General features: G+C 62.4%; 23 protein-coding genes and 1 tRNA gene. 13 read left to right on the top strand and 11 right to left on the bottom strand.

The features are described from left to right. Window positions 1-3: 3 nt before the first annotated feature. The 6 genes from B0G80_RS13590 to B0G80_RS13565 all read right to left on the bottom strand — a co-directional run bounded on the left by B0G80_RS13590 (window position 4) and on the right by B0G80_RS13565 (window position 6393). Window positions 4-945 (bottom strand): A24 family peptidase, encoded by a 942-nt coding sequence (locus B0G80_RS13590; RefSeq protein ID WP_116118333.1) that lies wholly within the window; start codon window positions 943-945, stop codon window positions 4-6. A 27-nt stretch (window positions 946-972) separates the two neighbouring features. Next, the gene (locus B0G80_RS13585; protein WP_116118332.1) at window positions 973-2202 is read right to left on the bottom strand and encodes a type II secretion system F family protein; all 1230 of its coding nucleotides are present in this window, start codon (window positions 2200-2202) and stop codon (window positions 973-975) included. Beyond that, the gene (locus B0G80_RS13580; protein WP_116118331.1) at window positions 2199-3494 is read right to left on the bottom strand and encodes a GspE/PulE family protein; all 1296 of its coding nucleotides are present in this window, start codon (window positions 3492-3494) and stop codon (window positions 2199-2201) included. Before B0G80_RS13580 ends, B0G80_RS13585 begins: the two co-directional genes overlap by 4 nt. A 271-nt stretch (window positions 3495-3765) precedes the next feature. Further along, on the bottom strand, window positions 3766-5064 hold the full coding sequence (locus B0G80_RS13575; RefSeq protein ID WP_116118330.1) for an HlyC/CorC family transporter: 1299 nt from the start codon (window positions 5062-5064) through the stop codon (window positions 3766-3768). A gap of 211 nt (window positions 5065-5275) precedes the next feature. Further along, window positions 5276-5352, bottom strand: a tRNA-Pro gene (locus tag B0G80_RS13570). Window positions 5353-5400: 48 nt separating this feature from the next. Further along, window positions 5401-6393 carry a polyprenyl synthetase family protein gene (locus B0G80_RS13565; RefSeq protein ID WP_116118329.1) on the bottom strand — a complete coding sequence of 331 codons (993 nt, stop codon included), beginning with the start codon at window positions 6391-6393 and terminating at the stop codon, window positions 5401-5403. 239 nt (window positions 6394-6632) lie between these two features. On the opposite strand from B0G80_RS13565, the gene rplU reads away from it, so the two are divergent. The 4 genes from rplU to proB all read left to right on the top strand — a co-directional run bounded on the left by rplU (window position 6633) and on the right by proB (window position 9777). Next, the gene (rplU, locus tag B0G80_RS13560) at window positions 6633-6944 is read left to right on the top strand and encodes a 50S ribosomal protein L21 (protein ID WP_006051835.1); all 312 of its coding nucleotides are present in this window, start codon (window positions 6633-6635) and stop codon (window positions 6942-6944) included. 25 nt (window positions 6945-6969) lie between these two features. Beyond that, window positions 6970-7233 carry a 50S ribosomal protein L27 gene (gene rpmA, locus B0G80_RS13555; RefSeq protein ID WP_007180330.1) on the top strand — a complete coding sequence of 88 codons (264 nt, stop codon included), beginning with the start codon at window positions 6970-6972 and terminating at the stop codon, window positions 7231-7233. Window positions 7234-7466: 233 nt separating this feature from the next. Then, entirely contained in the window at window positions 7467-8588 is a 1122-nt protein-coding gene (gene cgtA / locus B0G80_RS13550; RefSeq protein ID WP_116118328.1) for an Obg family GTPase CgtA, read from the top strand. Window positions 8589-8658: 70 nt separating this feature from the next. Further along, a complete protein-coding gene (gene proB / locus B0G80_RS13545) occupies window positions 8659-9777 on the top strand; it encodes a glutamate 5-kinase (protein WP_106285181.1) in 1119 nt (372 codons plus the stop codon). A 108-nt stretch (window positions 9778-9885) separates the two neighbouring features. Here proB and B0G80_RS13540 read toward each other — a convergent pair whose 3' ends face one another. Continuing rightward, window positions 9886-10443, bottom strand: a complete 558-nt coding sequence (locus B0G80_RS13540) for a CNP1-like family protein (protein ID WP_116118327.1) — start codon at window positions 10441-10443, stop codon at window positions 9886-9888. A gap of 77 nt (window positions 10444-10520) precedes the next feature. Further along, complete coding sequence (locus B0G80_RS13535) at window positions 10521-11261, bottom strand: RNA pyrophosphohydrolase (protein ID WP_116118326.1); 741 nt, start codon at window positions 11259-11261, stop codon at window positions 10521-10523. A gap of 314 nt (window positions 11262-11575) precedes the next feature. On the opposite strand from B0G80_RS13535, the gene B0G80_RS13530 reads away from it, so the two are divergent. Beyond that, window positions 11576-13312, top strand: coding sequence for a proline--tRNA ligase (locus B0G80_RS13530; protein WP_116118325.1), 1737 nt, complete (start codon window positions 11576-11578; stop codon window positions 13310-13312). A gap of 12 nt (window positions 13313-13324) precedes the next feature. Then, window positions 13325-13924, top strand: a complete 600-nt coding sequence (locus tag B0G80_RS13525; protein ID WP_106285185.1) for a MarC family protein — start codon at window positions 13325-13327, stop codon at window positions 13922-13924. Between the two features lie 127 nt (window positions 13925-14051). Here B0G80_RS13525 and B0G80_RS13520 read toward each other — a convergent pair whose 3' ends face one another. Further along, a complete protein-coding gene (locus B0G80_RS13520; protein WP_012434394.1) occupies window positions 14052-14603 on the bottom strand; it encodes a hypoxanthine-guanine phosphoribosyltransferase in 552 nt (183 codons plus the stop codon). 154 nt (window positions 14604-14757) lie between these two features. Beyond that, window positions 14758-16125, bottom strand: a complete 1368-nt coding sequence (ffh, locus tag B0G80_RS13515) for a signal recognition particle protein (RefSeq protein ID WP_012434393.1) — start codon at window positions 16123-16125, stop codon at window positions 14758-14760. A gap of 81 nt (window positions 16126-16206) precedes the next feature. Between ffh and B0G80_RS13510 the strand changes: the two genes are divergently transcribed. The 7 genes from B0G80_RS13510 to B0G80_RS13480 all read left to right on the top strand — a co-directional run bounded on the left by B0G80_RS13510 (window position 16207) and on the right by B0G80_RS13480 (window position 24652). Beyond that, on the top strand, window positions 16207-17136 hold the full coding sequence (locus B0G80_RS13510) for an inner membrane protein YpjD (RefSeq protein WP_116118324.1): 930 nt from the start codon (window positions 16207-16209) through the stop codon (window positions 17134-17136). Between the two features lie 9 nt (window positions 17137-17145). After that, entirely contained in the window at window positions 17146-17463 is a 318-nt protein-coding gene (locus tag B0G80_RS13505; protein WP_116118323.1) for a PP0621 family protein, read from the top strand. Beyond that, a complete protein-coding gene (gene ampD, locus B0G80_RS13500) occupies window positions 17460-18056 on the top strand; it encodes a 1,6-anhydro-N-acetylmuramyl-L-alanine amidase AmpD (protein ID WP_116118322.1) in 597 nt (198 codons plus the stop codon). The genes B0G80_RS13505 and ampD overlap by 4 nt, the downstream gene beginning before the upstream one ends. Window positions 18057-18596: 540 nt before the next feature. Then, the gene (locus B0G80_RS13495; protein ID WP_116118321.1) at window positions 18597-21602 is read left to right on the top strand and encodes a ribonucleoside-diphosphate reductase subunit alpha; all 3006 of its coding nucleotides are present in this window, start codon (window positions 18597-18599) and stop codon (window positions 21600-21602) included. Window positions 21603-22364: 762 nt separating this feature from the next. Beyond that, window positions 22365-23591 carry a ribonucleotide-diphosphate reductase subunit beta gene (locus tag B0G80_RS13490; RefSeq protein ID WP_106285193.1) on the top strand — a complete coding sequence of 409 codons (1227 nt, stop codon included), beginning with the start codon at window positions 22365-22367 and terminating at the stop codon, window positions 23589-23591. Between the two features lie 86 nt (window positions 23592-23677). Then, a complete protein-coding gene (locus tag B0G80_RS13485) occupies window positions 23678-24004 on the top strand; it encodes a hypothetical protein (RefSeq protein WP_116118320.1) in 327 nt (108 codons plus the stop codon). Between the two features lie 30 nt (window positions 24005-24034). Next, a complete protein-coding gene (locus B0G80_RS13480; protein WP_012434386.1) occupies window positions 24035-24652 on the top strand; it encodes a histone H1-like DNA-binding protein in 618 nt (205 codons plus the stop codon). A gap of 274 nt (window positions 24653-24926) precedes the next feature. Here the strand turns inward: B0G80_RS13480 and B0G80_RS13475 are convergent, their stop codons facing one another. Next, window positions 24927-25403: a glycine zipper 2TM domain-containing protein gene (locus B0G80_RS13475; protein WP_106285195.1), complete on the bottom strand. Its 477-nt coding sequence runs from the start codon at window positions 25401-25403 to the stop codon at window positions 24927-24929. Window positions 25404-25412 lie beyond the last annotated feature (9 nt).

The raw sequence follows: 25412 nt of genomic DNA, 5'->3' as shown, positions 1-25412 counted from the left end.
GCTTCAGCCTCCCAAAGCCAGATAAAGCGGTGTGCCGAGAAACAGCGTCAGCGCGCCGCCCGCCGCAAGGAACGGCCCGAAGGGCAGCGGCTCCTCGAAGCGCATGCGGCCGCGCCATGTTGCCAGCAGACCGACCACCGCGCCGCTCACCGCCGCGATCAGCACGATCTGCGGCAGCGCCGCCCAGCCGAGCCACGCGCCGAGCGCCGCCAGCAGTTTGAAATCGCCATAACCCATACCTTCAACGCCGCGGATGAGGAGAAATAACCAGTGCACGACCCACAGCACCAGATACCCGAAGATCGCGCCCAGCACCGCATCGTGCAAGTTCGTAAACATACCGTTGAAGTTGACGATGATGCCTGCCCACAGCAACGGCAGCGTCAGGGAGTCGGGCAGCAGATGCGTGTCGATGTCGATCGCGCTCATGGCGAGCAACGTGGCGCAAAGACCAAAGGCGGCGAGCGCCGTGACGGTTGGGCCGAACAACGCGAGTGCGCCCGCCGCGAACGCCGCACTGGCGATTTCGAGCAGCGGATAGCGCAGGCTCACGTGCGCCTTACATGCGGAGCAGCGGCCGCGTAGCAATAGATAGCTCAGTACCGGCAGGTTCTCCCATGCGCTCAACACGTGGCCGCAGTGAGGACAGGCGCTGCGCGGCACCCACAGGTTGTAGCGCGCCGGCAAGCCGTCTGCTTGCAGTGGTTGATCGGCGGCCTCGCTGACTTCAGCGCGCCAGGCGCGGTCGAGCATGATCGGCAGCCGATGCACGACGACGTTCAGGAAGCTGCCGATCACGAGGCCGAACACAATGGCGAACGTCATCTGCAGTGCTGTGGGCAGGCTGCCGAACGCCTGGCCGAGGCCGGTCGCGAAATGGTCGGGCAGCAAGCCCGACAGCAGGCTGGAAGAAGTGTCTGGCACGAATGGAAGAGTGGCCCGCATAGATTAAGGATGGATTCGGCTGCGATCCTACACCACGTTGCCGAGTTGAATAATGGGAAGATACATCGCGATCACGAGGCCGCCGACCAGCGCGCCGAGCACGACGATGACGAGTGGCTCGCATAGACTCGACAGCGTGCCGATCTTTTCGTCTACCTGACGATCGGCCAGCGACGCCACGTCGATCAGCATGGCGTCGAGTGCTCCGGACTCCTCGGCAACCGCGATGGGCTGCACGACTTCGGGCGGAAAGCAGTGTGCCGCGCGCATTGCGGCGGCGAGCCGTTCGCCGCGCCGCAGACGCGCGGCGATTTCCACGGTGGCGCGGTCGAAGAATGCGTTGCCGGTGGCGTGAGTCAGCGAATCGAACGCGTCGGCCAGCGGTGTGCCGGCTGATAACAAGGTGCCGAGCGCGCGGCTCCAGCGCGCCGCGCACAACGTGCGCAACAGCGGACCGGCGACCGGTATTGTCAGCGATATGCGCGCAAAGCGGATGCGCGCGGCTTCGGAACGTCGCAGCAGAAACGTCGCTGCTGATCCGAACGCGAAGATCATGGCGACTGCCGGTATGCTCCATCGCGCCACACCGGACGACAATGCCAGTACGAACTGCGTGGGTGCGGGCAGCCTGGCGCCGAAGCCGTCGAAGATCTGTTTGAAGGTCGGTACGACCCACACGAGCAATGCCGCGGTGATTGCCATCGCCAGCACGAGGATCGCGACGGGATAGGTCAATGCCGCGCGCACTTTGGCGCGCTGCGCGGCGGCGCGTTCGCGGTCGTCGGCGATACGGGCGAGGACCGCCGCGAGTGCGCCGGCCGCCTCGCCGACTTCGACGAGTTGGCAGTACAGCGCGTTGAATTGCGCGGGATGCCGCTGCAACGCCGCGGAAAAACGCAGGCCGCCGGTGATGTTGCGCGCAAGCGCGCCGACAATGCGCGGCATGCCGTGGCGGCGCGAAGTCTGGGCTTGCGCGAGCAGGTCCAGCGCGGGCGCGAGTGGGAGACCCGCGCGCAGCAGACTGGCGAGCTGGCGCGTGAATAGCGTGATGTCCGCGGCGCGTGTGGTGGGACGCGGTGCCGGTCCGAGCGCCGTCAGTTCGAAGATGAACAGATTGTCGCGCTTGAGTATTGAGCGAGCGATGGCTGCGTCCGGCGCGATGAGCGCGCCGTTTTTCCGCACGCCGTCGGCATCGACGCCGCGCCATTTGAAACGCATGTCGGGGGCCGGAAGCCTTTGGGTCGTCGCTGTATTCATGCGAACTCGGTGGCGGCGAGCGCTTCGGCGAGGCTGGTGGTGCCGTCGCGCACACGCCTCAACGCGGCGTCGCGCAAGGTGCCCACCTGTTCGGTTTGTGCCAGCCGCGCGAGTTCATGCGTGCCGGCGCTCGCGACGATCAGTTCGCGCATCGCATCGGATACGGGCATCACCTGATGAATGCCGACGCGGCCGCGATAGCCGATGCCGTGACACGCGGGGCACCCGGCGGTGGCGTAGGGCTGCCAGCCATCGAGTTGCTGCTCACTGAAACCTGCTGCCCGGAGCGCCGCGACCGACTGCGGCGCCGGCACGCGGCACGCGACGCAGAGCCGCCGCACCAGCCGTTGCGCGGTGACCATCCGCAACGCGGCGGCGAGGTTATACGGCTCGACGCCGATATCGATCAGACGCGCGATGGCTGCCGGCGCGTCGTTCGTATGCAGGGTCGACAGGACGAGGTGGCCCGTTTGTGCGGCTTTTACGGCGACGTCGGCGGTTTCTTCGTCGCGAATTTCGCCGACCATGATCACGTCGGGATCCTGGCGAAGAAATGCACGTAGCGCGACCGCGAAAGTGAGCCCGGCTTTTTCGCGCACACTGACCTGATTGATGCCAGCCAACTGGATCTCCGCGGGGTCTTCCACTGAACAGAGATTGCGGGCCTCGCCGTTGAGCAGATTCAGGAAACAGTACAGCGACAATGTCTTGCCGCTCCCGGTGGGACCGGTGACAAGCATGAGGCCGTGCGGCGCGCGAATCGCGGCATCCACGGTTTCGCGTTGATGCGGATCGAGGCCGAGCGAGTCGAGTGAAAGATCGGCGGGCAGCGCGTCGAGCCTGCGCAGCACGAGCTTTTCTCCGAATAGCGTGGGCAGCGAGTTGACGCGGTAGTCTTCAACGCGTCCGGGCGAAGTGGAAATGCGCAGCCGGCCGTCTTGCGGCACGCGACGCTCTGCGATATCCATGCGCGCCAGCACCTTCACCCGAGTGATGAATGCGTCGCGCAGATGCGCCGGCGGCGGCGGGATTTCGTGCAGCACGCCGTCGATTCGCAAGCGCACGCGCCAGCCGTGTTCCGCTGGCTCGATATGAAGGTCCGACGCGTTTCGGCGAGTTGCTTCCTGCAATGTGTCGGTCAAGAGACGCACGGCGGGAGCGTTGTCGGTATCAGTGGGATTTGTTGCGCCGACGTCGGGCGCGAATGGTCTCAGTTTCGCTTTGACGGCGCTTTCGTGGACGTTTGCGATGGGGCGCGGCGATGCCGCCGTGGGCTGGAAAGAGGCTTGCATGAGAGACCGGTGATGAACCGCCTGTAGAACACGACGGCTTCATCTTCCGGCAAGGTGGCGGGCGCCGCTATTCGGCCATTCGGCTAATGGCGCGCGCTGCGTTGGTGTGCGATGCTGCTGCAGGTTTGGCCGCTGTGCTCGGCGCGTGTTCTGCCGCTGCCTGCCGCGCCCCTGCCGTCCCGGGTGTGGTGCCTGGCCGTGTCGCGCTGTTGCTGGTCGTGCCATGCGTTCGCGCGCCGCGTTGCGAAGTTGCGCAGTTGCGTCGACTAACCTAGCCGCGCAATACCTTGCCGGCTTTCACACGAGTCGGCGGTCTGAACAGCTTGACCGTACGAATCGCCTGATCGTCGCTGCGCATCACTTCGAGTTTGACTTCGCCGATCTGCACGCACACGTCGCCGTCGGGAATGTCTTCGAGAATTTCGAGGATTAGACCATTGAGCGTTTTCGGCCCGTCGGTAGGTAGCGTGAGATGCAGCCAGCGGTTCAACTCCCGCAGCGGCATGCTGCCGGCCACGATGCATTCGCCGTTCTCGTTCCAGCCGCCGCGCGAGTTGGCGCCGCGCGGAATCGAGGTAGTGAACTCGCCGATCAGTTCCTCGATGATGTCTTCCGGTGTGACGAGGCCCTGCAACTCGCCGTATTCGTTGACGACCAGCGCTGTGCGGTGGCGGCTCTCCTGGAAGAATTGCAATTGCTGGAACACGGGCGTGCCGCTCGGCACGAAGTACGGCTCGGCCAGCAGCTCGCGCAGCGTCTCGCGCTCGAGTTCCTGGTTGTGCAGCGCCGCCAGTGTCTTGCGTACGTGCAGCACACCGAGCACGCGATCGATGTCGCCTTGATAGACGATCAGTTTGTTGTGATAGCAGGTTTCCAGTTGATGCAGGATGTGCTCGAACGGCGCGTCGAAATCCAGCGCCTCGATGCGGCGGCGCGGGATCATCACGTCGTCGACGGAGATGTTTTCCAGATCGAACAGGTTCAGCAGAATGCTGCGGTGCTTGGTCGGCATGAAGCTGCCGGACTCCAGCACGATGGTGCGCAGCTCTTCGGTCGACAGGCGCTGGTCGTGCGCGCCCTTTGTATTGATATGCAGCACGCGCAGAATGCCGTTTGCAAAAAGATTGACGAACCAGACTAGCGGTTTGGCGACGCGCATCATCGGCGCGATCAGCAGACTGGCCGGCAGCGCGACTTTTTCAGGGAACGTCGCGCCGACGATCTTCGGCGTGATTTCCGCGAACACGATGATCAGAAACGCGACGATACCGGTCGCGATCGACAGCACGAGGTTGTTCCGGCCGAACGTGTGCAGGGCGATCGAGGTGGTGAGCACCGGAATGATGGTGTTGAACAGATTGTTGCCGATCAGCACGACGCTCAAAAGCTGATCCGTTTGCGCGAGGAGACCTTGAGTGGTCTTTGCGCCGAGCGCGTTCTGATTGGCCAGATGTTTCAGGCGATGGCGATTGATCGCCATCATCGCCGTTTCGGAAATCGAAAAGAAGCTCGAGCAGATAAGCAGCAGAAAGACGGCGCCAATCTGCGCCCATAAGGGAAGTTGTTCCACGCGTCGTGAAGGATAGGGAAAGGATGAAGAGAATATAGCAGAGGGGCTTGCGCGCACTGTTCGTACTGGCGGCAAAAGACAGGGCAACGATGGCGGTGCGGGGTGCGTGAGGGGAAATAACACGCTGAACACGCCGCGCGTGACCCAAGAAAACAAAAAACCGCCGAGCAAGCTGGGCGGTTTTTTGAGCCTTGAACTAACAAGGCGAATCTGGTCGGGGTGAGAGGATTCGAACCTCCGGCCTCTACGTCCCGAACGTAGCGCTCTACCAGGCTAAGCTACACCCCGATGTGTACTGCAGACTCGATTCAGACTAAGCCGGCGTTTCAGTCTCGTTCAAGACTGTCTTGCCGTCGAGTAAGAACATAATTCTAGCAGGCTCTCTTTAAAAATGGAATCCGGAAACGAAGAAATTGCTGCAGCTGCGGCCTGAGCTTCCTTTTTCGCGCATTCAAGCGTGTGATCCAGTGCGCCGGAGCGCGTGATCGCCTCGAAAATAGTGTCGAAACGTTCCGTGCCACCTTGCTCGATCACTTCCCGCGCGAGCGCCGACTGGTCCGGCGTGCCGCGTTCGATCAGATAGATCAGCGGCAGAGTGGGTTTGCCTTCGCGAAGGTCGTCGCCGGCGTTCTTGCCCATCGACTCAGCTGTGCCCGTGTAGTCGAGCCAGTCGTCCATGATCTGGAATGCGGTGCCGATGCGTCGGCCGAATTCGGCGGCGGCGGCTTCCGTTTTCGCGTCTGATCCGGCCAGTACCGCGCCCAATTGGGCGGCTGCTTCGAACAGCTTGGCGGTCTTGTAGCGGATCACCTGCATGTAGCGGGCTTCGTCCACGTCGGCGTCGTGCATGTTCAGCAACTGCAGCACCTCGCCTTCGGAGATGATGTTGGTCGCCTCCGACAGAATCTCCATCACGCGCATCTTGCCCACGCCGACCATCATCTGGAACGAGCGCGAGTACAGGAAATCGCCCACCAGCACGCTCGCGGCGTTGCCGAACAGCGCGTTGGCGGTCTGGCGCCCGCGCCGCAGGTCGGATTCGTCGACCACGTCGTCGTGCAGCAGCGTGGCCGTATGGATGAATTCGACGACCGCCGCCAGTTCGTGCCGATGCCCTGTGGTTTCGCCCAACGCGCCGGCCACCAGCAGCAGCAAGGCCGGCCGCAGCCGCTTGCCGCCCGCGCTGATGATGTACTCGGAAATCTGGTTGATCAGCATCACGTCGGATGCAAGACGGTGCCGTATGACGCGATTGACCTGCTGCATGTCTTCGGCGATCGGAGCGAGCAGGCTGGCGGCGTTGGAGGAGGGGGTGGCAGTCGACGACATGATGGCTGAATTGGGTAGTGCCGCGAATTATAAGGCGAATCGCGACAGTTCCGGGTCGCAGGCTGCGGCGCGGCGCGTTCCGGGCGGCGGCAGAACCGCGCGCCGGGCCTGTGCTGCAAGGCGCCGGGCGCTGCGCGCGGCGCTCCTCAATGAGTTTTGACCGAGCAGCTAACTCTATGTATAATCACGGGTTTCCGCGCGCGGTGCGTGGAAAAAATGAACACAGAGTGAGGTTCTCAATGTACGCGGTCATAAAAACCGGTGGCAAGCAGTATAAAGTTGCCGTCGGCGAAAAACTTAAAGTAGAACAGATACCGGCAGACATTGACGCTGAAATCACGCTCGACCAGGTTCTCGCAGTGGGCGAAGGCGAATCGATTAAGTTCGGTGCGCCGCTGGTCAGTGGGGCTTCCGTCAAGGCTACCGTCGTGTCGCAAGGTCGTCACAAGAAAGTGACCATCTTCAAGATGCGTCGCCGGAAGCACTACCAGAAGCATGGCGGCCACCGCCAGAACTATACCGAACTGCGCATCGACGCGATCAACGCGTAAGCGCACCGGTTAAGGAGCAAATCAAATGGCACACAAAAAGGCAGGCGGATCATCCCGCAACGGCCGCGACTCCGAATCGAAGCGCCTCGGCGTGAAGGTTTACGGCGGTCAGGCTATCAACGCTGGCGGCATCATCGTTCGTCAACGTGGCACGCGCATGCACCCGGGCGAAAACGTTGGCATCGGCAAGGATCACACCTTGTTCGCGCTGACGGACGGCCACGTCAATTTCTCGACGAAGGGCGCAGCGAAGAAGCACATGGTCAACGTCGTCCCGGCAGCAGTCTGAGCTTACTCAGGCACGGGCTTCAGGACCGGAAAAAGGCCCCGCGAAGTTAGCGGGGCTTTTTTTATTCCGGCAGGTTTTCGCCGGATGAATGGGCAGGAACGCCCTTCGTGCCGCTATGTCCTATGCCGCTCGGTCGATTGATCGACTCGCGGCGGGCGCGGCAAAATAGCGGCATCCAGTAGCAATAAATCTAGCAGCACCATCTGGCAGTACACCACGGGACGGAGTTACGCATGAAGTTCATTGACGAAGCGAGGATTGAAGTCATCGCCGGCGACGGAGGGGATGGCAGCGCGTCGATGCGCCGCGAGAAGTTCGTTCCATTCGGCGGCCCGGATGGCGGCGACGGCGGCCGGGGCGGCAGCGTGATCGCGGTCGCGGACCGCAACATCAACACGCTGATCGACTACCGCTACGCGAAGAAACACCTGGCGCGCAACGGCGAAAACGGTCGCGGCGCGGACTGCTACGGCAAAGGCGGCGACGACATCACGCTGCGCATGCCGGTCGGCACTACGATCACCGACATGGAGACCGGCGAGCTGATCGCCGATCTGACCGAGCACAACCAGAGCGTGCAGATCGCTCAGGGCGGCGCGGGCGGTCTCGGTAACCTGCATTTCAAATCTAGCACGAACCGCGCACCGCGTCAGAAAACGGACGGCAAGCCGGGCGAGCGCCGCATGGTGCGCCTCGAACTGAAGGTGCTGGCGGACGTCGGTCTGCTCGGCATGCCGAACGCCGGCAAGTCGACCTTCATCGCGTCGGTGTCGAACGCCAAGCCGAAGATCGCCGATTACCCGTTCACGACACTCGCGCCGAATCTCGGCGTGGTGCGTGTCGGGCCGAGCCGCAGCTTCGTGATCGCCGACATTCCTGGCTTGATCGAAGGCGCGGCGGAAGGCGCGGGCCTTGGCCACCAGTTCCTGCGTCACTTGCAGCGCACGGGTTTGTTGCTGCATATCGTCGACCTCGCGCCATTCGACGACGCGGTTGATCCGGTCGCGGAAGCCAAGGCGATCGTCAACGAGCTGCGCAAGTACGACGAGCTGCTGTATGAAAAGCCGCGCTGGCTGGTGCTGAACAAGCTTGACATGGTGCCCGAAGACGAGCGCCGAGCTCGTGTTTCGGCGTTCATCGAAGGCTTCGGTTGGGACGGCCCGGTGTTCGAAATCTCTGCGCTGACAGGCCAGGGCTGCGAAAACCTTTGCTACGCGGTGTTCGACCACATCGCCGCGCACTCGGACGCACAGCGCGCAGCGGAAGCCGAAGATCTCGCTGCTGACGTGCGTTTCCGCGAGAAGCCGGAAGCCGCAGCCGCCGCGGACGACGCCGGCACCGACCCGCAGGCATAAAAAGCTCGAGCGCCGGCGCCCGGGCGGGTTGCCGGCATGCATCACGCGACATCTTGGGAGACCGCGCACAATGCGTTCCGTCATCGCAGATTCACGGCGATTGGTAGTAAAAGTCGGTTCGAGCCTCGTCACGAATGACGGGCGCGGCCTCGATCATGCTGCTATCGGCCGCTGGGCCGCGCAGATTGCCGCCCTGCGCGCGCAAGGCAAGGAAGTGGTGCTCGTCAGCTCGGGTGCCATTGCCGAAGGAATGCAACGGCTCGGCTGGACCAAGCGGCCACGCGAGATCGACGAACTGCAAGCGGCTGCGGCCGTCGGCCAGATGGGTCTCGCGCAGGTGTACGAAAGCCGCTTTGCCGAGCACTCCATTCAGACCGCGCAGATTCTGCTAACGCACGCCGATCTGGCCGATCGTGAACGCTATCTGAATGCGCGCTCCACGTTGCTCACGCTTCTGCGCCTGGGCGTCGTGCCGATCATCAACGAGAACGACACGGTCGTCACCGATGAAATCAAATTCGGCGACAACGATACGCTGGGAGCGCTCGTCGCAAACCTGATCGAAGGCGACGCGCTCGTCATCCTCACCGATCAGCAAGGACTTTTCACCGCCGATCCGCGCAAGGATCCGACTGCCACGCTGGTCCAGCAAGCCGACGCTGGGGCGCCGGACCTCGAAGCAATGGCGGGCGGCGCGGGTTCGAGTCTCGGTCGTGGCGGCATGCTGACCAAGATTCTCGCCGCCAAGCGCGCGGCGCACAGCGGCGCCAATACGGTGATCGCAAGCGGGCGTGAAGCGGATGTGCTGTCACGGTTGGCCTCGGGTGAGGCGATCGGCACGCAGTTGATCGCGCGCACGGCGCGCATGGCGGCGCGCAAGCAATGGATGGCGGATCATCTCCAGGTGCGCGGCCATGTGGTGATCGACGACGGCGCGGTCGAAAAACTCACTGACGGCGGCAAGAGCCTGCTGCCTATTGGCATCGTCGGCGTTCAGGGTGCCTTTGCGCGCGGTGAAGTGATCGCCTGTCTGAGCGCAACTGGGCGCGAAGTGGCGCGCGGCCTGACGAACTACAGCAGCGCCGAAACCAAGCTGATTCAGCGGCGCCCGAGTGGCGAGATTGAATCGGTGCTTGGCTATATGCTCGAGCCGGAGCTGATCCACCGCGATAACCTGGTGCTCGTCTAGGTCACAGATAGTCGCAAGCGCGGGGACCCGGATACGGCAAACAAAAAGCCGTTCCAGCGAAAACTGGAACGGCTTTTTTCACGCCCATAAGCTGCATGGATCCCAAGCTCAGTGAATCGACGAACTCGCTGTGCGCTTATAGCGGATGTTCTCCAGAATCGAGGCCGCATTCCCCATGGGCATCTTGTTCGCGCATAGATAGTCCTGATACAACGCCGCCTGATAGGCGTTCAGCGCGCCATTCTCGATACGCGTGAAGCTGTTGGCGACCGTCGTGTCCCACCCGTCGTGATCAGAATTCAGGCCCGCATACTGGCGCCATTCGTACGTGTCGCAGCGAATCCCTTCGTAAATTACGTTACGAGCGCCGCTCGGGCTTACCACGACGACGGTAAAGCGAACCACGCCGTCCGTACCCACGGTCAGCGAATTGCGGTCGACCGCGAACTGCAGCGGCGTATTGCCGGAGACTTCGAAAGGCAGCAGATTCGAATCCTGCGGCAGCGGCGGCAGAGCGTCCACCTTGTTCTCAACCCAGTTGCCCTGGCGGTCCAGCAGATAGACAAACGCGCTGTCGTCTTTATTGGTAGGTTTGCCGGCGCTCGAACAACCAGCCAGCAGGGCGCCGGTGGCGACGCACGCCACGACGAGAGCAAGTGCTTTCAATATGGTTTCCTCGAAACACTGGCGCGGCTCGTCGAGCCGCGCCAGAGAGAGGCGGCGTGGACAGCCGCACAGAGTTGTTAATTGCGCACGCCCGGGCGGAACAGCGAGCCGGCCGTTTCGCCTGCCGATTCGTCTTCGTGTTCCGGCGCGGCGTCTACTTCTGCCGTTGACCCGGACCCCGGACCGCAATCGGACGCGATCGTAACGTGAACCGATGTTTCGATGCTGACGGTGGTCACAGAAGTCACCGTCATTACCGTGGAATCCGGCGGACTTTCCATTGACGACGCTATCCGGGGATAGCGCGGCCCATGGTGCCCGCCAGGTTTTTCCGCACGCGGCGCAGCCCGGCGCATGAAACGGGATAGCTCCGTCAGCGCCAACTGATATACATCCCGCTTGAACTCGATCACACAGTCGAGCGGCACCCAGTACTCGTTCCAGCGCCACGCATCGAACTCAGGGTGGTCGGTGGCGCGCAAGCAGATGTCGCAGTCGCGTCCAACCATCCGGAGCAAAAACCAGATTTGTTTCTGGCCGCGGTAATGACCGCGTACTTCGCGCTTGATGAACTTGTCAGGCACCTCGTAACGCAACCAGTCGCGCGTGCGACCAATCACCTTGACGTGCTCAGGAAGCAGCCCGGTTTCTTCGTGTAACTCCCGATACATCGCTTGCACGGGGGTCTCTCCGTACTTGATGCCCCCTTGCGGAAACTGCCAGGAATGTTCACGGAGCCGTTTGCCCCAAAACACCTCGTTGTGCGCGTTCAAGAGGATGATGCCGACGTTCGGGCGAAAGCCTTCACGATCCAGCATACAACCACCTTCGAATCCTTTAAAATTGCTTTGATTATAAACAGATAACGGGTCTGACGCACCGATTCGCACCAGATTGGAACGATTCGCCGCCAAAGGCCCGCGTTTGCGGTAGCCTGTCAGTCTTTCCGTGCCTTATCCCTTGTGCAAAGGCTTTGCGCGGCGGCGTCGGCGCCGCGGTCGGACCGCGCTGTACCGATGTCAGTGTATTGTCAGGTGAGCCATGCCGGCTCAGAGCCGGATCTGTGTCGATTTCCCCACCGTTTTCACCTTTCGGGCGGTCCCTCCGGAGCCGCCGCTTTTGGATAATCTGAATGAAAGCTTCCCGTTTCTTTATCGGTACCCTCAAAGAAGCTCCCGCCGACGCAGAGATCGTCAGCCACAAGCTCATGGTGCGCGCCGGCATGATCCGGCGTGTCGCCGGCGGTATCTATAACTACCTGCCGGTCGGCCTGCGCTCGATCCGCAAGGTGGAAGCCATCGTGCGCGAAGAAATGAACCGGGCGGGCGGTATTGAATTACTGATGCCGGCGGTGCAGCCGGCTGAGTTGTGGCAGGAATCGGGCCGCTGGGAGAAGTACGGTCCCGAACTGCTGCGCTTCAAGGATCGCAAGCAGTCCGATTTCGTGATCGGACCGACCCACGAAGAAGTGGTGACGGACATCGCGCGCAATCAGATCAAGAGCTATCGCCAGTTGCCGGTGAACTTCTACCAGATCCAGACCAAGTTCCGCGACGAGATCCGTCCGCGTTTCGGTGTGATGCGCGGCCGCGAGTTCATCATGAAAGACGCGTACTCGTTCGACAAGGACATGGACGGTCTGCGCGAGTCGTATCGCAAGATGTACGACGCGTACGTGCGCATTTTCACGCGCCTCGGTCTGGACTTCCGAGCGGTGGCGGCGGACAACGGTTCGATTGGCGGCAGCGGCTCGCACGAATTCCACGTGATCGCCGAGACCGGTGAAGACGCGATCGCCTATTGCCCGACCTCCGATTTCGCGGCGAACGTTGAAGCGGCCGAAGCATTGCCGCTCTACGCGGAACGCGCGGCGCCCGCCGAAGAGATGAAGAAGACGCCCACGCCGGGCAAGGCGAAGTGCGAGGCGGTGGCCGAGCTGCTGAACATTCCGCTCGAGCGCACGATCAAGTCGATCATCCTCGCCACTGAAAATGAAGGCGCCGAGCCGACCATCTGGTTGTTGATGCTGCGCGGCGATCACGATCTGAACGAGATCAAGGCGAGCAAGCTGCCGGGTCTGGCCGACTTCCGCATGGCGACAGAAGCGGAAATCATCGAAACCTTCGGTACGCCGCCGGGTTATCTCGGCCCGATCGGCACGAAGAAGCCGATCAAGGTCGTCGCGGATCGCACGGTCGCGAACATGAGCGACTTCGTGGTGGGCTCGAACGAGGTGGATTACCACACCACCGGCGTGAACTGGGGCCGCGATCTGCCGGAACCGGTCGTCGCCGACATTCGCAACGTCAAGAAGGGCGATCCGTCGCCGGACGGCAAGGGTGTGATCGACATCTGCCGCGGTATCGAAGTGGGTCACGTGTTCCAACTCGGCACCAAGTATTCCGAGGCGATGAACGCGACCTGCCTCGACGAAACCGGCAAGCCGCGTCCGATGGAAATGGGCTGCTACGGCATTGGCGTCACCCGTATCCTGGGCGCCGCGATCGAACAGAATTTCGACGACAAGGGCATCATCTGGCCGGAATCGATTGCGCCGTTCGAAGTCGTGCTGTGCCCGATGGGTTACGACCGCAGCGAAGCGGTGCGCACGGAGGCCGACAAGCTGTACGCGGCGCTGGTCGAAGCCGGCATCGACGTGATCCTCGACGACCGCGGCGAGCGCCCGGGCGTGATGTTTGCCGACTGGGAACTGATCGGCGTGCCGCATCGTCTGGTGATCGGCGACCGTGGCCTCAAGGAAGGCAAGCTCGAATACCAGGGCCGCCGCGATGCTGAGGCGACGCTTCTGCCCGTCGAAGACGCCGCGCAAACGGTAATCGGGAAAGTTCGCGCTGCGTTGGCGCGCTAAGCGGAGCGGACGGTGGAGTACACCTTCCTGTCCGCGACCGTCCTGCTGATTCTGATCACCGATCCGCTCGGCAACATTCCGCTCTTCATCAGTTGTCTGCGCGGGGTGGCGCCGAAGCGGCGCACGGTCGTCATTCTGCGCGAGGTGGCGATCGCCTTCGCGATTCTGCTGATCTTCATGGTGGTCGGCGACCGCTTTCTGCGCATGATGAGTCTGACCGACCAGTCGCTGCGCATCGGCGGCGGGATCGTGCTGTTTCTTATCGCGCTCAGAATGGTGTTTCCGCATCCGGACGGTCCGTTCGGCGGCGACACGCGCGGCGGAGAGCCGCTGATCGTGCCGCTCGCCATTCCCGCGCTGGCGGGGCCGTCGGCACTCGCCACGGTGATGCTGCTGACGTCGCAGGCGCCCGGCAAGATGTTTGAGTGGATCGGCGCGCTGACCGTCACGATGGTGGTCTGCGCGATCGTGCTGATGCTGGCCGAGCGTATTCAGGCATGGCTCGGCGAGCGCGCCATGATGGCCTTCGAGCGGCTGATGGGTCTCGTGCTGGTGGCGATTTCGGTGGAGATGATGCTCGGCGGTATCCGGTCGTTCGTGCATCAACTTTGATGCTGGAGCGGGCCAATGTTTGGCGCGGCGGCGTCACACAGCCAACAAAAAAGCGGCCCGCGGGCCGCTTTTTTTCCATACCGATACCGGCGGCTTAACCGCCCGAAAGCGGGGCCTCAAAGAGACCTCAAGCCCCTTCGGTCAGCGCACGAATCGTCGGCAGGTTGCGCCAGTAACCCTTCGCATCCATGCCGCAGCCGAACACATAGCGGTCCGGCACTTCAAAGCCGCAATAATCCGGACGCAGCGGCTTGGCCTTCGGAATGATTTTCTCGCACAGTACCGCGCTCAGGAAGCGCTTCGCACCCATCGCGAGAATGCGGTCGCGAATCGCGGCCATCGTCTCGCCTTCGTCGAGAATGTCGTCGAGCACCAGCACGACGCGATCCTTCACCGACTCCGCCGGCGCCACGCGCCACTGCATCTCGTTGCCGCCCTTGGTGGTATTGCGGTAGCGGGTGAGGTGGATGTAGTCGAACTCGAGCGGGAAATCGAGGTGTGGCAGCAGCATGCCGGTGAACACCGCCGCGCCGCCCATGACCGACAGCACGAGCGGGAAGTCCTCGCTCATCTCGTTGCGGATGGCGGCCGCCATGCCGCTGATCGACGCGTTGACGTCGTCGGCCGAAACGATTTCTTCGGAGTGGCTAAAAATGTGGAGAGCTTCTTCGCGGTTCATGACGTCTGGCGGGCGGTGACTGTATACATAGTGTGAGTGAGGACGGCGGCGCGCGGTACAGAATAAACCCGCACAAAGCGGGAGTCGGCCCAGCGGAGTCAGGGGCGCGTTCCGTGGTTCATGCGCGGAACGCGCGTCGCCGTCTTGCTAAAGCTTAGCGCATGCCGGGCAACATACCCTTCATGCCGCGCATCATCTTTTGCAGATTGCCGCCCTTGAGCTTTTTCATCATGGTGCGCATCTGGTCGTACTGATTCAGCATGCGGTTGACTTCCTGCACCTGCACGCCCGCGCCCGCGGCGATGCGGCGCTTGCGCGTGGCCTTGATGAGATCGGGCTTGGCGCGCTCCTGCGGCGTCATGGAATTGATGATGCCTTCCATGCGGCGCATCTGTTTCTCGGCCTGGCCCATGTTCGCGCCGGCGGCGGCCTGCTGAAACTGCGCGGGCAGCTTGTCCATCAGCGACGACAGGCCGCCCATGCCCTTCATTTGCGTGAGCTGTGCGCGGAAGTCGTTCAGATCGAAGTCGCCGCCCTTCTTGACCTTGTCGGCGAGCTTCTGCGCGGCCTGCACGTCCACGCCGCGTTGCGCTTCTTCGACGAGGGCGAGAATGTCGCCCATGCCGAGAATCCGGTTCGCCATGCGATCCGGGTAGAAGACTTCGAGGCCGTCGAGCTTTTCCGCGACGCCGACGAACTTGATCGGCTTGCCGGTGACATGACGCACGGAGAGCGCGGCGCCGCCGCGCGAGTCGCCGTCGAGCTTGGTCAAGACCACGCCGGTGAGCGGCAGCGCGTCGCTAAACGCCTTGGCTGTGTTGACCGCGTCCTGACCGAGCATCGCGTCGACCACGAACAGCGTCTCCGCCGGCTTCAGCGTGTTATGCAGCGCGGTGATTTCCTGCATCATCGCTTCGTCGATGCCGAGACGGCCGGCCGTGTCGACCAGCAGTACGTCGTGATAGTGGCGCTTGGCCCAATCCACGGCGGCGCGCGCGATGTCGACCGGTTTCTGATCCGGTTCGGACGGGAAGAAATCCGCGCCGACCTGCTCGGTCACCGTCTTCAACTGCGCGATAGCGGCAGGGCGGTAAACGTCGCACGAGACGGTCAGTACTTTCTTCTTGTACTTCTCGCGCAGCAGCTTGGCGAGCTTACCCACGGTGGTCGTCTTACCCGCGCCTTGCAGACCCGCCATCAGGATGACGGCCGGCGGCGTGACGGCGAGGTTGAGCTCGACCGCCTTGCCTTCGTAGTCGCCGCCGATGATCGCGGTCAGTTCGCGCTGCACCACGCCGACCAGCGCCTGGCCCGGCGAGAGGCTGCTAATAACTTCTTCGCCGAGCGCCTTTTCCTTCACCTTGGCGATGAACTCGCGCACAACGGGCAACGCCACGTCGGCCTCGAGCAGCGCGAGACGCACCTCGCGCAGCATTTCCTGGGTGTTCGCCTCGGTGAGCCGGGCTTCGCCGCGCAGCGTCTTGACGACGCGCGCCATCCGTTGAGTCAGATTGTCGAGCATGGGGAGCGATGAACAGTGCGGCCGGAGCGGGGCGCGATGCAGGAGACGTCGCGGAGCAGGGGCCTAGTGTAAACTTCGAATATGGATATTGTACTGTATGCCCTCACTGCGCTCCTCTACGGCGGTTTAGCCGTGGCCGGCTGGCGCTCGCACCGGCACGCCGCGTTGCATCCCATGCTCGAAAGCGTGCCGCCGGTGCCCGCCGCGCCGGCGTCCGTGTCGGCCCCGTCGGCTGCTTCGGGCATGAGCAGCTCGGGCCGCGCGCTGTTGTTCGTGGCACTGCTCGCCCACGGGGTGCTGCTGCATACCACCATCTTCCCGCAGAACGCCATGGTGTTCGGCTTCGCGTTCGCTCTGTCGGCCATGTTCTGGCTGGGCGCCGGCATCTATTGGATAGAGAGTTTTTTCTTTCCGCTCGACGGTCTGCGCCTGCTGGTCCTGCCGCTTGCCTGTGTCGCTTCATTGTTGCCGCTCGCGTTCGGCGGCGTGCGCGTGCTGCCGTATTCCGCCGCGCCGATGTTCAAGCTGCACTTTCTGATCGCCAACATCGCCTACGGTTTGTTCGCGATCGCCGCGCTGCACGCCATTCTGATGCTGCTGGTCGAGCGGCGGCTGCATGCCATGCGCGGCGGCGTCGCGCAGCGTCACGCGGCTGCGGCCGGCAACGGCTGGCTGTCGAGCTGGCTCGATACGCTGCCGCCGCTCCTCACGCTGGAGAAGCTGCTGTTCCGTTTGATCGGCGCGGGTTTCGTCCTGCTGACGTTGACGCTGGTGTCGGGCATTCTGTTCAGCGAGCAACTGGTCGACCGCGCGTTGCGGCTCGATCACAAGACCGTGTTCGCGATTCTTTCCTGGGTGATGTTCGGCGCGCTGCTGACCGCGCGCAAGGTTTCCGGCTGGCGCGGCCGTGCGGCACTGCGCTGGGTGCTGGCGTCGTTCGTCGCGCTGTTGCTGGCGTACGTCGGCAGCCGGTTTGTATTCGAGGTGCTGTTGCACCGTGCTGTAGTGTGAGCGTGTCCCATGCGACAAATTTTTCTCTTGATCCTGTTGTTCATCGTCGGCCAGTGGCTGGTGAAGGCGCTGCGCCGTCATGACGCGCAGGCGTCGCAACGTACCGGCTCCGGCGCGAATGGCGCCGCGGGTGCCAAAGGTCCGAACGGCGGCGCGGGTTCAACCGCGTCCGCGCCGGCGCAACTCCCCGAGCCGATGATCCGTTGTGTCGAATGCGGCGTGCACGCGCCGAAGAGCGATTCCGTGGTGGTGGCGGGGCAGCCCTTCTGCAGCGCCGCGCACGCGCAGCGTCACGGCGCGCGACCCACGGGCCGCGACGCTCGATGAGCGTCGAGTTCGCCGTCGACGCCGACGGTTGGGTCGCCGCTGCGCGCAAACTGCCATCGCCGAATTTCGAAGCGCGGCCCGCAGGGGCCGTGCCGACACTGATCGTCGTTCACAACATCAGCCTGCCGCCCAACGAATTCGGCGGCACCGCGATCGCCGAACTGTTCCTCAACACGCTCGATTGCGACGCCCATCCCTACTATGACTCGCATCTGCGCGGCGTGCGGGTGTCGGCGCATTTCGTGATTCATCGCGACGGCGCGCTCGAACAGTTCGTGTCGTGCAACGAACGCGCGTGGCACGCCGGGCCGTCGAATTTTTTCGGCCGCGAGCGCTGCAATGATTTCTCGATCGGCATCGAGTTGGAGGGCAGCGACAGCACGCCTTTCGAAGCGGCTCAGTACCGCACGCTCGGTGCGTTGGTAAGCGCCCTCAAGGCTCGCTATCCGGTCGAAGCGCTTGCCGGTCACTCGGACATCGCCCCCGGTCGCAAGACCGATCCTGGGCCGCATTTCGAGTGGTCGCGTCTGCAGCGCGACACCGCGCTCGACGCTCAGTATTTCCCCTATCTCAAGTTTTCCAAAACGCGGTAACGACCCTTCGCGCGACTTCGCGTGATGCGAGGAGAGCGAGGCGCCGCCTTGTTCTTCGGGGAGTCGGCTTCGCGCCGCGCGATGCGTTGTCAACCCTTTCGCGACAAAATAAAACGATTTGACCTGTCTCGAATCTCCACTATACTTGGTGCCACAAATCCAGTTGCGCACTACATCTTGTGGTGTTCTGTGCATAACCATGTGAATAACCGGGTGCACAACTGGGTGAATAAGTCAGCGCGTCCGCTCTCCGAGCACGGCGCCGCAAGCATTTCAGGCAGCGAAAAAATATTCCTGTGGCGTGGCCGGAGAGACCACCGGCGGCATCCAGAAGCATTCAGGAAAGGGGCTTGGCAAGTGATCGCGACATACACGATGAAGACCGTTATCAATTCGAACCAGGCTTCATCGCACTCGCATCCCGCCAGCCGGCTCAGCCGGTCCTTTTCCTGCACCTCATCGCTTGCGCACGCGGCGGCGCAGCGTTCGTTTTAATCCGCGGATCTTCCCGCAACATTTCCAGGACCAGGAGCTTTGCACATGCAAACCACCGACAACGTGACGACCCGGTACGAGGGCTCACCGACTGGCCAGGCCTTCGGCCAGGCACAAGGCGCACAAGCGCTCGCGCCGCAAGCGACCTTCGCCGACTACAAGGTGATCCGCCGCAACGGCAGCGTCGTGTCGTTCGAACCGTCGAAAATCGCCATCGCCGTGACGAAGGCATTTCTGGCCGTGAACGGTGGTCAAGGCGCCGCGTCGGCGCGTGTGCGCGAACTGGTCGAGCAGCTCACGCAGAATGTGGTGCGCGCACTCGTGCGCAGCCGTCCGAACGGCGGCACGTTCCATATCGAAGACATTCAGGATCAGGTCGAACTCGCGCTGATGCGCGGCGGCGAGCACAACGTCGCGCGTGCATACGTGCTGTATCGCGAGAAGCGCACGCAGGCGCGCGGCCATGACGATCAGATCGTGGCGAACACGCCGGGTCTGAACGTGACCGACAACGGCGTCACGCGTCCGCTGGACATGGCTGCGCTGCGCGGCATCATCGAACTGGCTTGCTCGAACCTGGGCGACGCCGTGAGCGCCGATCCGATCATCGCGGAAACGGTCAAGAATCTGTACGACGGCGTGCCGATGAGCCAGGTCTACGACTCGGCGATCCTGGCTGCCCGCACCATGATCGAAAAAGATCCGGCTTATAGCCAGGTCACCGCGCGCATCCTGCTGCACACGATCCGCCGCGAGATCCTCGAAGAGGAAGTCACGCAAACGGAAATGGGCGAGCGTTACGCCGAATATTTCCCGCAGTTCATCAAGCGCGGCGTGCAAGCCGAGCTGCTCGACGACAAGCTGCTGCAGTTCGACCTGAAGCGCCTCGGCGCCGCGCTCGACAACAACCGCGATCTGCAATTCGGCTACCTCGGTTTGCAAACGCTGTACGACCGCTACTTCCTGCATCACGACGGTGTGCGCATCGAAATGCCGCAGGCATTCTTTATGCGTGTCGCGATGGGTCTGTCGCTGAACGAGATCGACCGCGAAGCGCGCGCGATCGAGTTTTACAACGTGCTGTCGAGCTTCGACTTCATGTCGTCCACGCCTACGCTGTTCAACTCGGGCACGCGCCGTTCGCAACTGTCGTCGTGCTACCTGACCACGGTCGACGACGACCTCGACGGCATCTACGAAGCGCTGAAGGAAAACGCGCTGCTGTCGAAGTTCGCCGGCGGTCTGGGCAACGACTGGACGCGCGTGCGTGCTTTGGGCTCGCACATCAAGGGCACCAATGGCAAGTCGCAAGGCGTCGTGCCGTTCCTGAAGGTGGTCAACGACACGGCGGTCGCCGTGAACCAGGGCGGCAAGCGCAAGGGCGCGGTGTGCGCGTACCTGGAAACGTGGCACCTGGACATCGAGGAATTCCTCGAACTGCGTAAGAACACCGGCGACGACCGTCGTCGCACGCACGACATGAACACGGCGAACTGGATTCCCGACCTGTTCATGAAGCGCGTGATGGAAGGCGGCGACTGGACGCTGTTCTCGCCGTCCACCTGCCCGGATCTGCACGACAAGTTCGGCGCGGAATTCGAAACGGCTTACACGGCTTACGAAGACAAGGTCGCGCGCGGCGAGATCAAGCTGTTCAAGAAGATCCCGGCGGCGCAACTGTGGCGCAAGATGCTAGGCATGCTGTTCGAAACCGGCCACCCGTGGATCACGTTCAAGGATCCGTGCAATGTGCGCTCGCCGCAACAGCACGTCGGCGTCGTCCACTCGTCGAACCTGTGCACGGAAATCACGCTGAACACCAGCGACGCCGAAATCGCCGTCTGCAACCTGGGCTCGGTGAACCTCGTCGCTCACCTGAAGGAACAGGCCGACGGCACGCTCGTGCTCGACCACGACAAGCTGAAGCGCACCGTCAGCGTGGCGATGCGCATGCTCGACAACGTGATCGACATCAACTATTACGCGGTCGCCAAGGCGCGTAACTCGAACCTGAAGCACCGTCCGGTCGGCATGGGCATCATGGGCTTCCAGGACTGCCTGCACCTGCTGCGCACGCCGTACGCGTCGGAAGAAGCGGTCAAGTTCGCCGACACGTCGATGGAAGCGGTTTGCTACTACGCTTACTACGCGTCGACGGAACTGGCGCAGGAACGCGGCCGCTACTCGAGCTACCGCGGCTCGCTGTGGGATCGCGGCATCCTGCCGCAAGACTCGGTGAAGCTGCTGGAGCAAGCGCGCGGCGGTTACGTGGAAGTCGATTCGAGCGAGTCGATGGACTGGACCGAACTGCGTTCGCGCATCGCCACCTACGGCATGCGCAACTCGAACTGCGTCGCGATCGCGCCGACGGCGACGATCTCGAACATCATCGGCGTGTCGGCTTGCATCGAACCGACCTTCCAGAACCTGTATGTGAAGTCGAATCTGTCGGGCGAATTCACGGTGGTCAACGACTACCTGGTGCGCGACCTGAAGGCGCGCGGCCTGTGGGACGAAGTGATGGTCGCCGACCTGAAGTACTTCGACGGCACGCTCTCGCGCATCGACCGGATTCCGGCCGACCTGCGCGCGATCTACGCCACCGCGTTCGAAGTCGATCCCAAGTGGCTGGTCGAAGCGGCGTCGCGTCGGCAGAAGTGGATCGACCAGGCGCAGTCGCTGAACATTTACATGGGCGGCGCGTCGGGCAAGAAGCTCGACGAGATCTACAAGCTCGCCTGGGTGCGTGGCCTGAAGACGACCTACTACCTCCGCACGATGGCGGCGACTCACGTCGAGAAATCGACGGTGGCGCACGGCGCGCTGAACGCGGTGAGCTCGGGCGGCGGCGAAGGTTCGGGCGGCGCTGCGGGTGGCGCGGCCGGTGGTTTCGGTGCGAACAATAGCGCGGCTGGTGGTGCCGCGGGTGGCTTTCAGGCTGCAGCGGCCACGGCAGCAGTCGCGGTTGAAGCAGCGCCGGAAGCGGATGGTCCGGTGTGCATGATGCGTCCGGGCGATCCTGGCTTCGACGAGTGCGAAGCTTGCCAATAAGAAGCACGCAGGTAGCAGGATCGCTGCTTGCTGACGGGTTGTAGGTAATGACCCGCATGCAGCGAGCAGCGAAGCTGAAGCAAGTGAAGTAGAAGTGAAGCCGATGAGCGGCGCGGCGAGGGAGTCCGAGGCGCGCTGTTCATCGCAACGCAGCGAGGCTATGCAGTGAAGCAACGCAGTGAAGCGACGCAGTGAAGCAGGGCAGGTCACTGAAGTCTTGAAGCGGTCACTCGGCAATCAGCAGTCGGCAGCACCAGACGAAGCGCGCGACACAGTGCGCGCAGCAAACGCTTCGATCGATGGGTCGATCAACGCAGCCGGCCCGATGCATCGCTCGACATGGCATTGAACTTCACCTCGCCGGCACTGACGAATAGGCAAACGCGAGGCAAATGCGAGGCAAATGCGAGGCAAATGCGAGGCAAATGCGAGGCAAATGCGAAGCACTCGCAGGGCAAGCGCGGACCATCGCGACGAGCAACGCGAGTCAGCAGTCAGCAGTCGCAAGACGCTACAGGCACGCTCCGCAATACAGATAGATAGAGCAGCGAAACGTCGCATCGACACGTTGCTCTGCGAGCTCGCGAAGCACCTCGACGACACACGTTCAACACGCTCCACATGAGGTGATGCACACACTCCGTTGAACAAAGTGTTGTATGAACGTAGCAACGCGAATCGAAAACAGGATTTTTCATCAGCGAACTCTTTTATCGCTCGTGAAAAGATGGTACAAACCGTTCTAAATTGATGGTGACATTTATGCTCAACTGGGATGACGAGATCACTGCCGTAACTCCCTCGAGCGCTACGCAACAGAATGTGTTGCGCAACGCTGCGGGATCGGCTGTCGGTTCGCAAGTCGGAACGCGTTCCGCTCCTCATGCTCCCTCGGCTCAAGACGTTTTCGCGAACGACATCGCTGTCGCTCCCGTCGCTCACGCTGTTACCGGAACGGCTGCCGTTTCGGAAGCGCGGGTCAACGTCGCCGACAAGCGCATCATCAACGGCCAGACCGACGTCAATCAGTTGGTGCCGTTCAAATACAAGTGGGCTTGGGAAAAGTATCTGGCTGGTTGCGCCAACCACTGGATGCCGCAAGAAGTGAACATGTCGCGCGACATCGCCCTCTGGAAAGACCCGAACGGTCTGACCGAAGACGAGCGCCGCATCGTCAAGCGCAACCTGGGCTTCTTCGTCACGGCCGATTCCCTCGCCGCCAACAATATCGTGCTGGGCACCTACCGCCACATCACGGCGCCCGAATGCCGCCAGTTCCTGCTGCGCCAGGCGTTCGAAGAGGCGATCCACACGCACGCCTACCAGTACATCGTCGAATCGCTGGGTCTCGACGAAGGCGAAATCTTCAACGCGTATCACGAGGTTTCCTCGATCCGCGCGAAAGACGAATTCCTGATTCCGTACATCCACGTGCTGACCGATCCGGCCTTCAAGACCGGCACGCTCGAGGCAGACCAGACGCTGCTGCGCTCGCTGATCGTGTTCGCCTGTGTGATGGAAGGCCTGTTCTTCTACGTCGGCTTTACGCAAATCCTCGCGCTGGGTCGCCAGAACAAGATGACCGGCGCCGCGGAACAGTACCAGTACATCCTGCGCGACGAGTCGATGCACTGCAACTTCGGCATCGACCTGATCAACCAGATCAAACTCGAAAACCCGCAACTCTGGACGGCTGAGTTCCGCGCGGAAATCCGCGAGATCTTCCAGCAAGCGGTCGAACTTGAATATCGTTACGCAGAAGACACGATGCCGCGCGGGGTGCTCGGCCTCAATGCGTCGATGTTCAAGAGCTATTTGCGCTTCATCTGCAACCGCCGTTGCCAGCAGATCGGTCTCGATCCGCTGTACCCGAACGAGGAAAACCCGTTCCCGTGGATGAGCGAGATGATCGACCTGAAGAAGGAACGCAACTTCTTCGAGACGCGAGTGATCGAATATCAGACTGGCGGCGCGCTGACCTGGGAGTGAGCCGGGTTCGTGCTGCAGATGCATTCATCGATGGGGATGCCGTCGGCTTGGGCCGCGGCAATTTTGGCTAGGAGCAGAATCGCCTGATGCAAAGCATGCCCGGTGCGCCGCGTGCCTTCGCGGCCCACAACTATGACAGGCACTTTGCGAACCCTTCAGTGGGATGGGCAAACTTCCCCCCGGAAAAAGCCGCTGGCGTCGTTGCCGGCGGCTCGATCAAGCAATTGCCGGCGTTGAGCTTCAACGCCGAACAGATCTGGCGCGCGGTGCCTTTTGGCACGGCGCGCCTTACCGCATTCATTAGCGTAAGCGCGCAGCACCTGCGTACGCCGATGAATAGCCCGCTTCGTAGCGCGCGCCCTGAGAAGCGTCCGCGGGAAGCGGGTTTTGACGAAGGGTGTAGTTTGAACTGACTCTCATCTGAAAACCTGAAGGAGAAAATGATGGCAACTGCAAAAAAAGCCGCCGCAAAGAAACCCGCAGCCAAGAAGGTCGCAGCAAAGAAGGCTGCTCCGGCTAAGAAAGCTGCTCCGGCAAAGAAAGTCGCTGCCAAGAAAGTGGCAGTGAAGAAGGTCGCAGCGAAGAAGGCAGCACCGGCCAAGAAGGTTGCAGCGAAGAAAGCTGCTCCGGCCAAGAAGGCTGCAGCCAAGAAAGTCGCAGTGAAGAAGGTTGCGGCGAAGAAGGCTGCACCGGCTAAGAAAGCCGCAGTGAAGAAGGTTGCAGCAAAGAAGGCAGCACCGGCCAAGAAGGCTGCAGCGAAGAAGGCTGCACCGGCCAAGAAGGCTGCTGCCAAGAAGGCTGCGCCTGCGAAAAAGGCTGCTGCTAAAAAGGCTGCGCCCGCGAAAAAGGCTGCCGCTAAAAAGGCTGCGCCTGCCAAGAAGGCTGCCGCGAAGAAAGCCGCTGCTCCTGCCAAGAAGGCTGCCCCTGCGAAGAAGGCTGTCGCCAAGAAGGCGGCTCCCGCACCTGCTGCGACTTCTGTCTCGAGCGCACCGGCGGCGACGGTGAAGACCGCGCTGAACCCGGCAGCGGCATGGCCGTTCCCGACGGGCAGCCGTCCGTAATCCGGACGCTGAGCGGTAGAAGTACTTCGACACGTCGCATGATGTGTCCGATGATCGAGTAGCGCTTGAGTAGCGTGGTGAGCGCTACTCGGTCAGTCCCGTTGCCGGTTTCCGGCGACGGGATTTTTTTCGCCCGGCGAAATCACCCGGCAACATCGTCAGGCGAAGTCACCCGGCGAAAAACGTGCAGGCGAAAAAAAACGCATGCACAGGGGAGGGCATGCGTGTGAGGTCGTCGCGGCGGCAGACAGCCTCGCCGCGCGAGAGGGGAAACTTAGTGCGTGACGCGCGTGACGCCGCCGCTGGAAAGCAACCGTACGCGTTCGCCGGCGCGGAAGATCTCGCCGGTGGCGCTTTGCGTGATGGCGCGCATGTCGCCGTTGTCGAGCCGGACGGTGACTTCGAGACCGTCGTGCACCGCGACGCCGTTCTCGACCGCATTGCCGGCCACCGCGCCTGCCAGGCCGCCAATAATGCCTGTGACGATCGCGCCGGTGCCACCACCGATCCTGCTGCCGGCCACCGCGCCCAGAGCGCCGCCACCGATCGCGCCGAGACCGCTCGGCTGACCATTGTTCGAACTGATCTTCACGGCGCGCACGCTATCCACCGTGCCCATGCGGACCGTTTCTTCGCGCTGCGCCTGCGACGCCGTGTACACGTCCGCGGAACTGCTGTTGTACGCACACCCCGACATGGCCAGCGAACCGGCAATCAAGGCGGCCACGATCAGGCGACTCGTTATTCTCATTCCCTAAAC

Source organism: Paraburkholderia sp. BL6669N2 (genome assembly GCF_003387275.1).
GTDB lineage: Bacteria > Pseudomonadota > Gammaproteobacteria > Burkholderiales > Burkholderiaceae > Paraburkholderia.
Note: the sequence above shows the minus strand (reverse complement) of the source record. Positions and strands in the feature narration are given on the sequence as shown.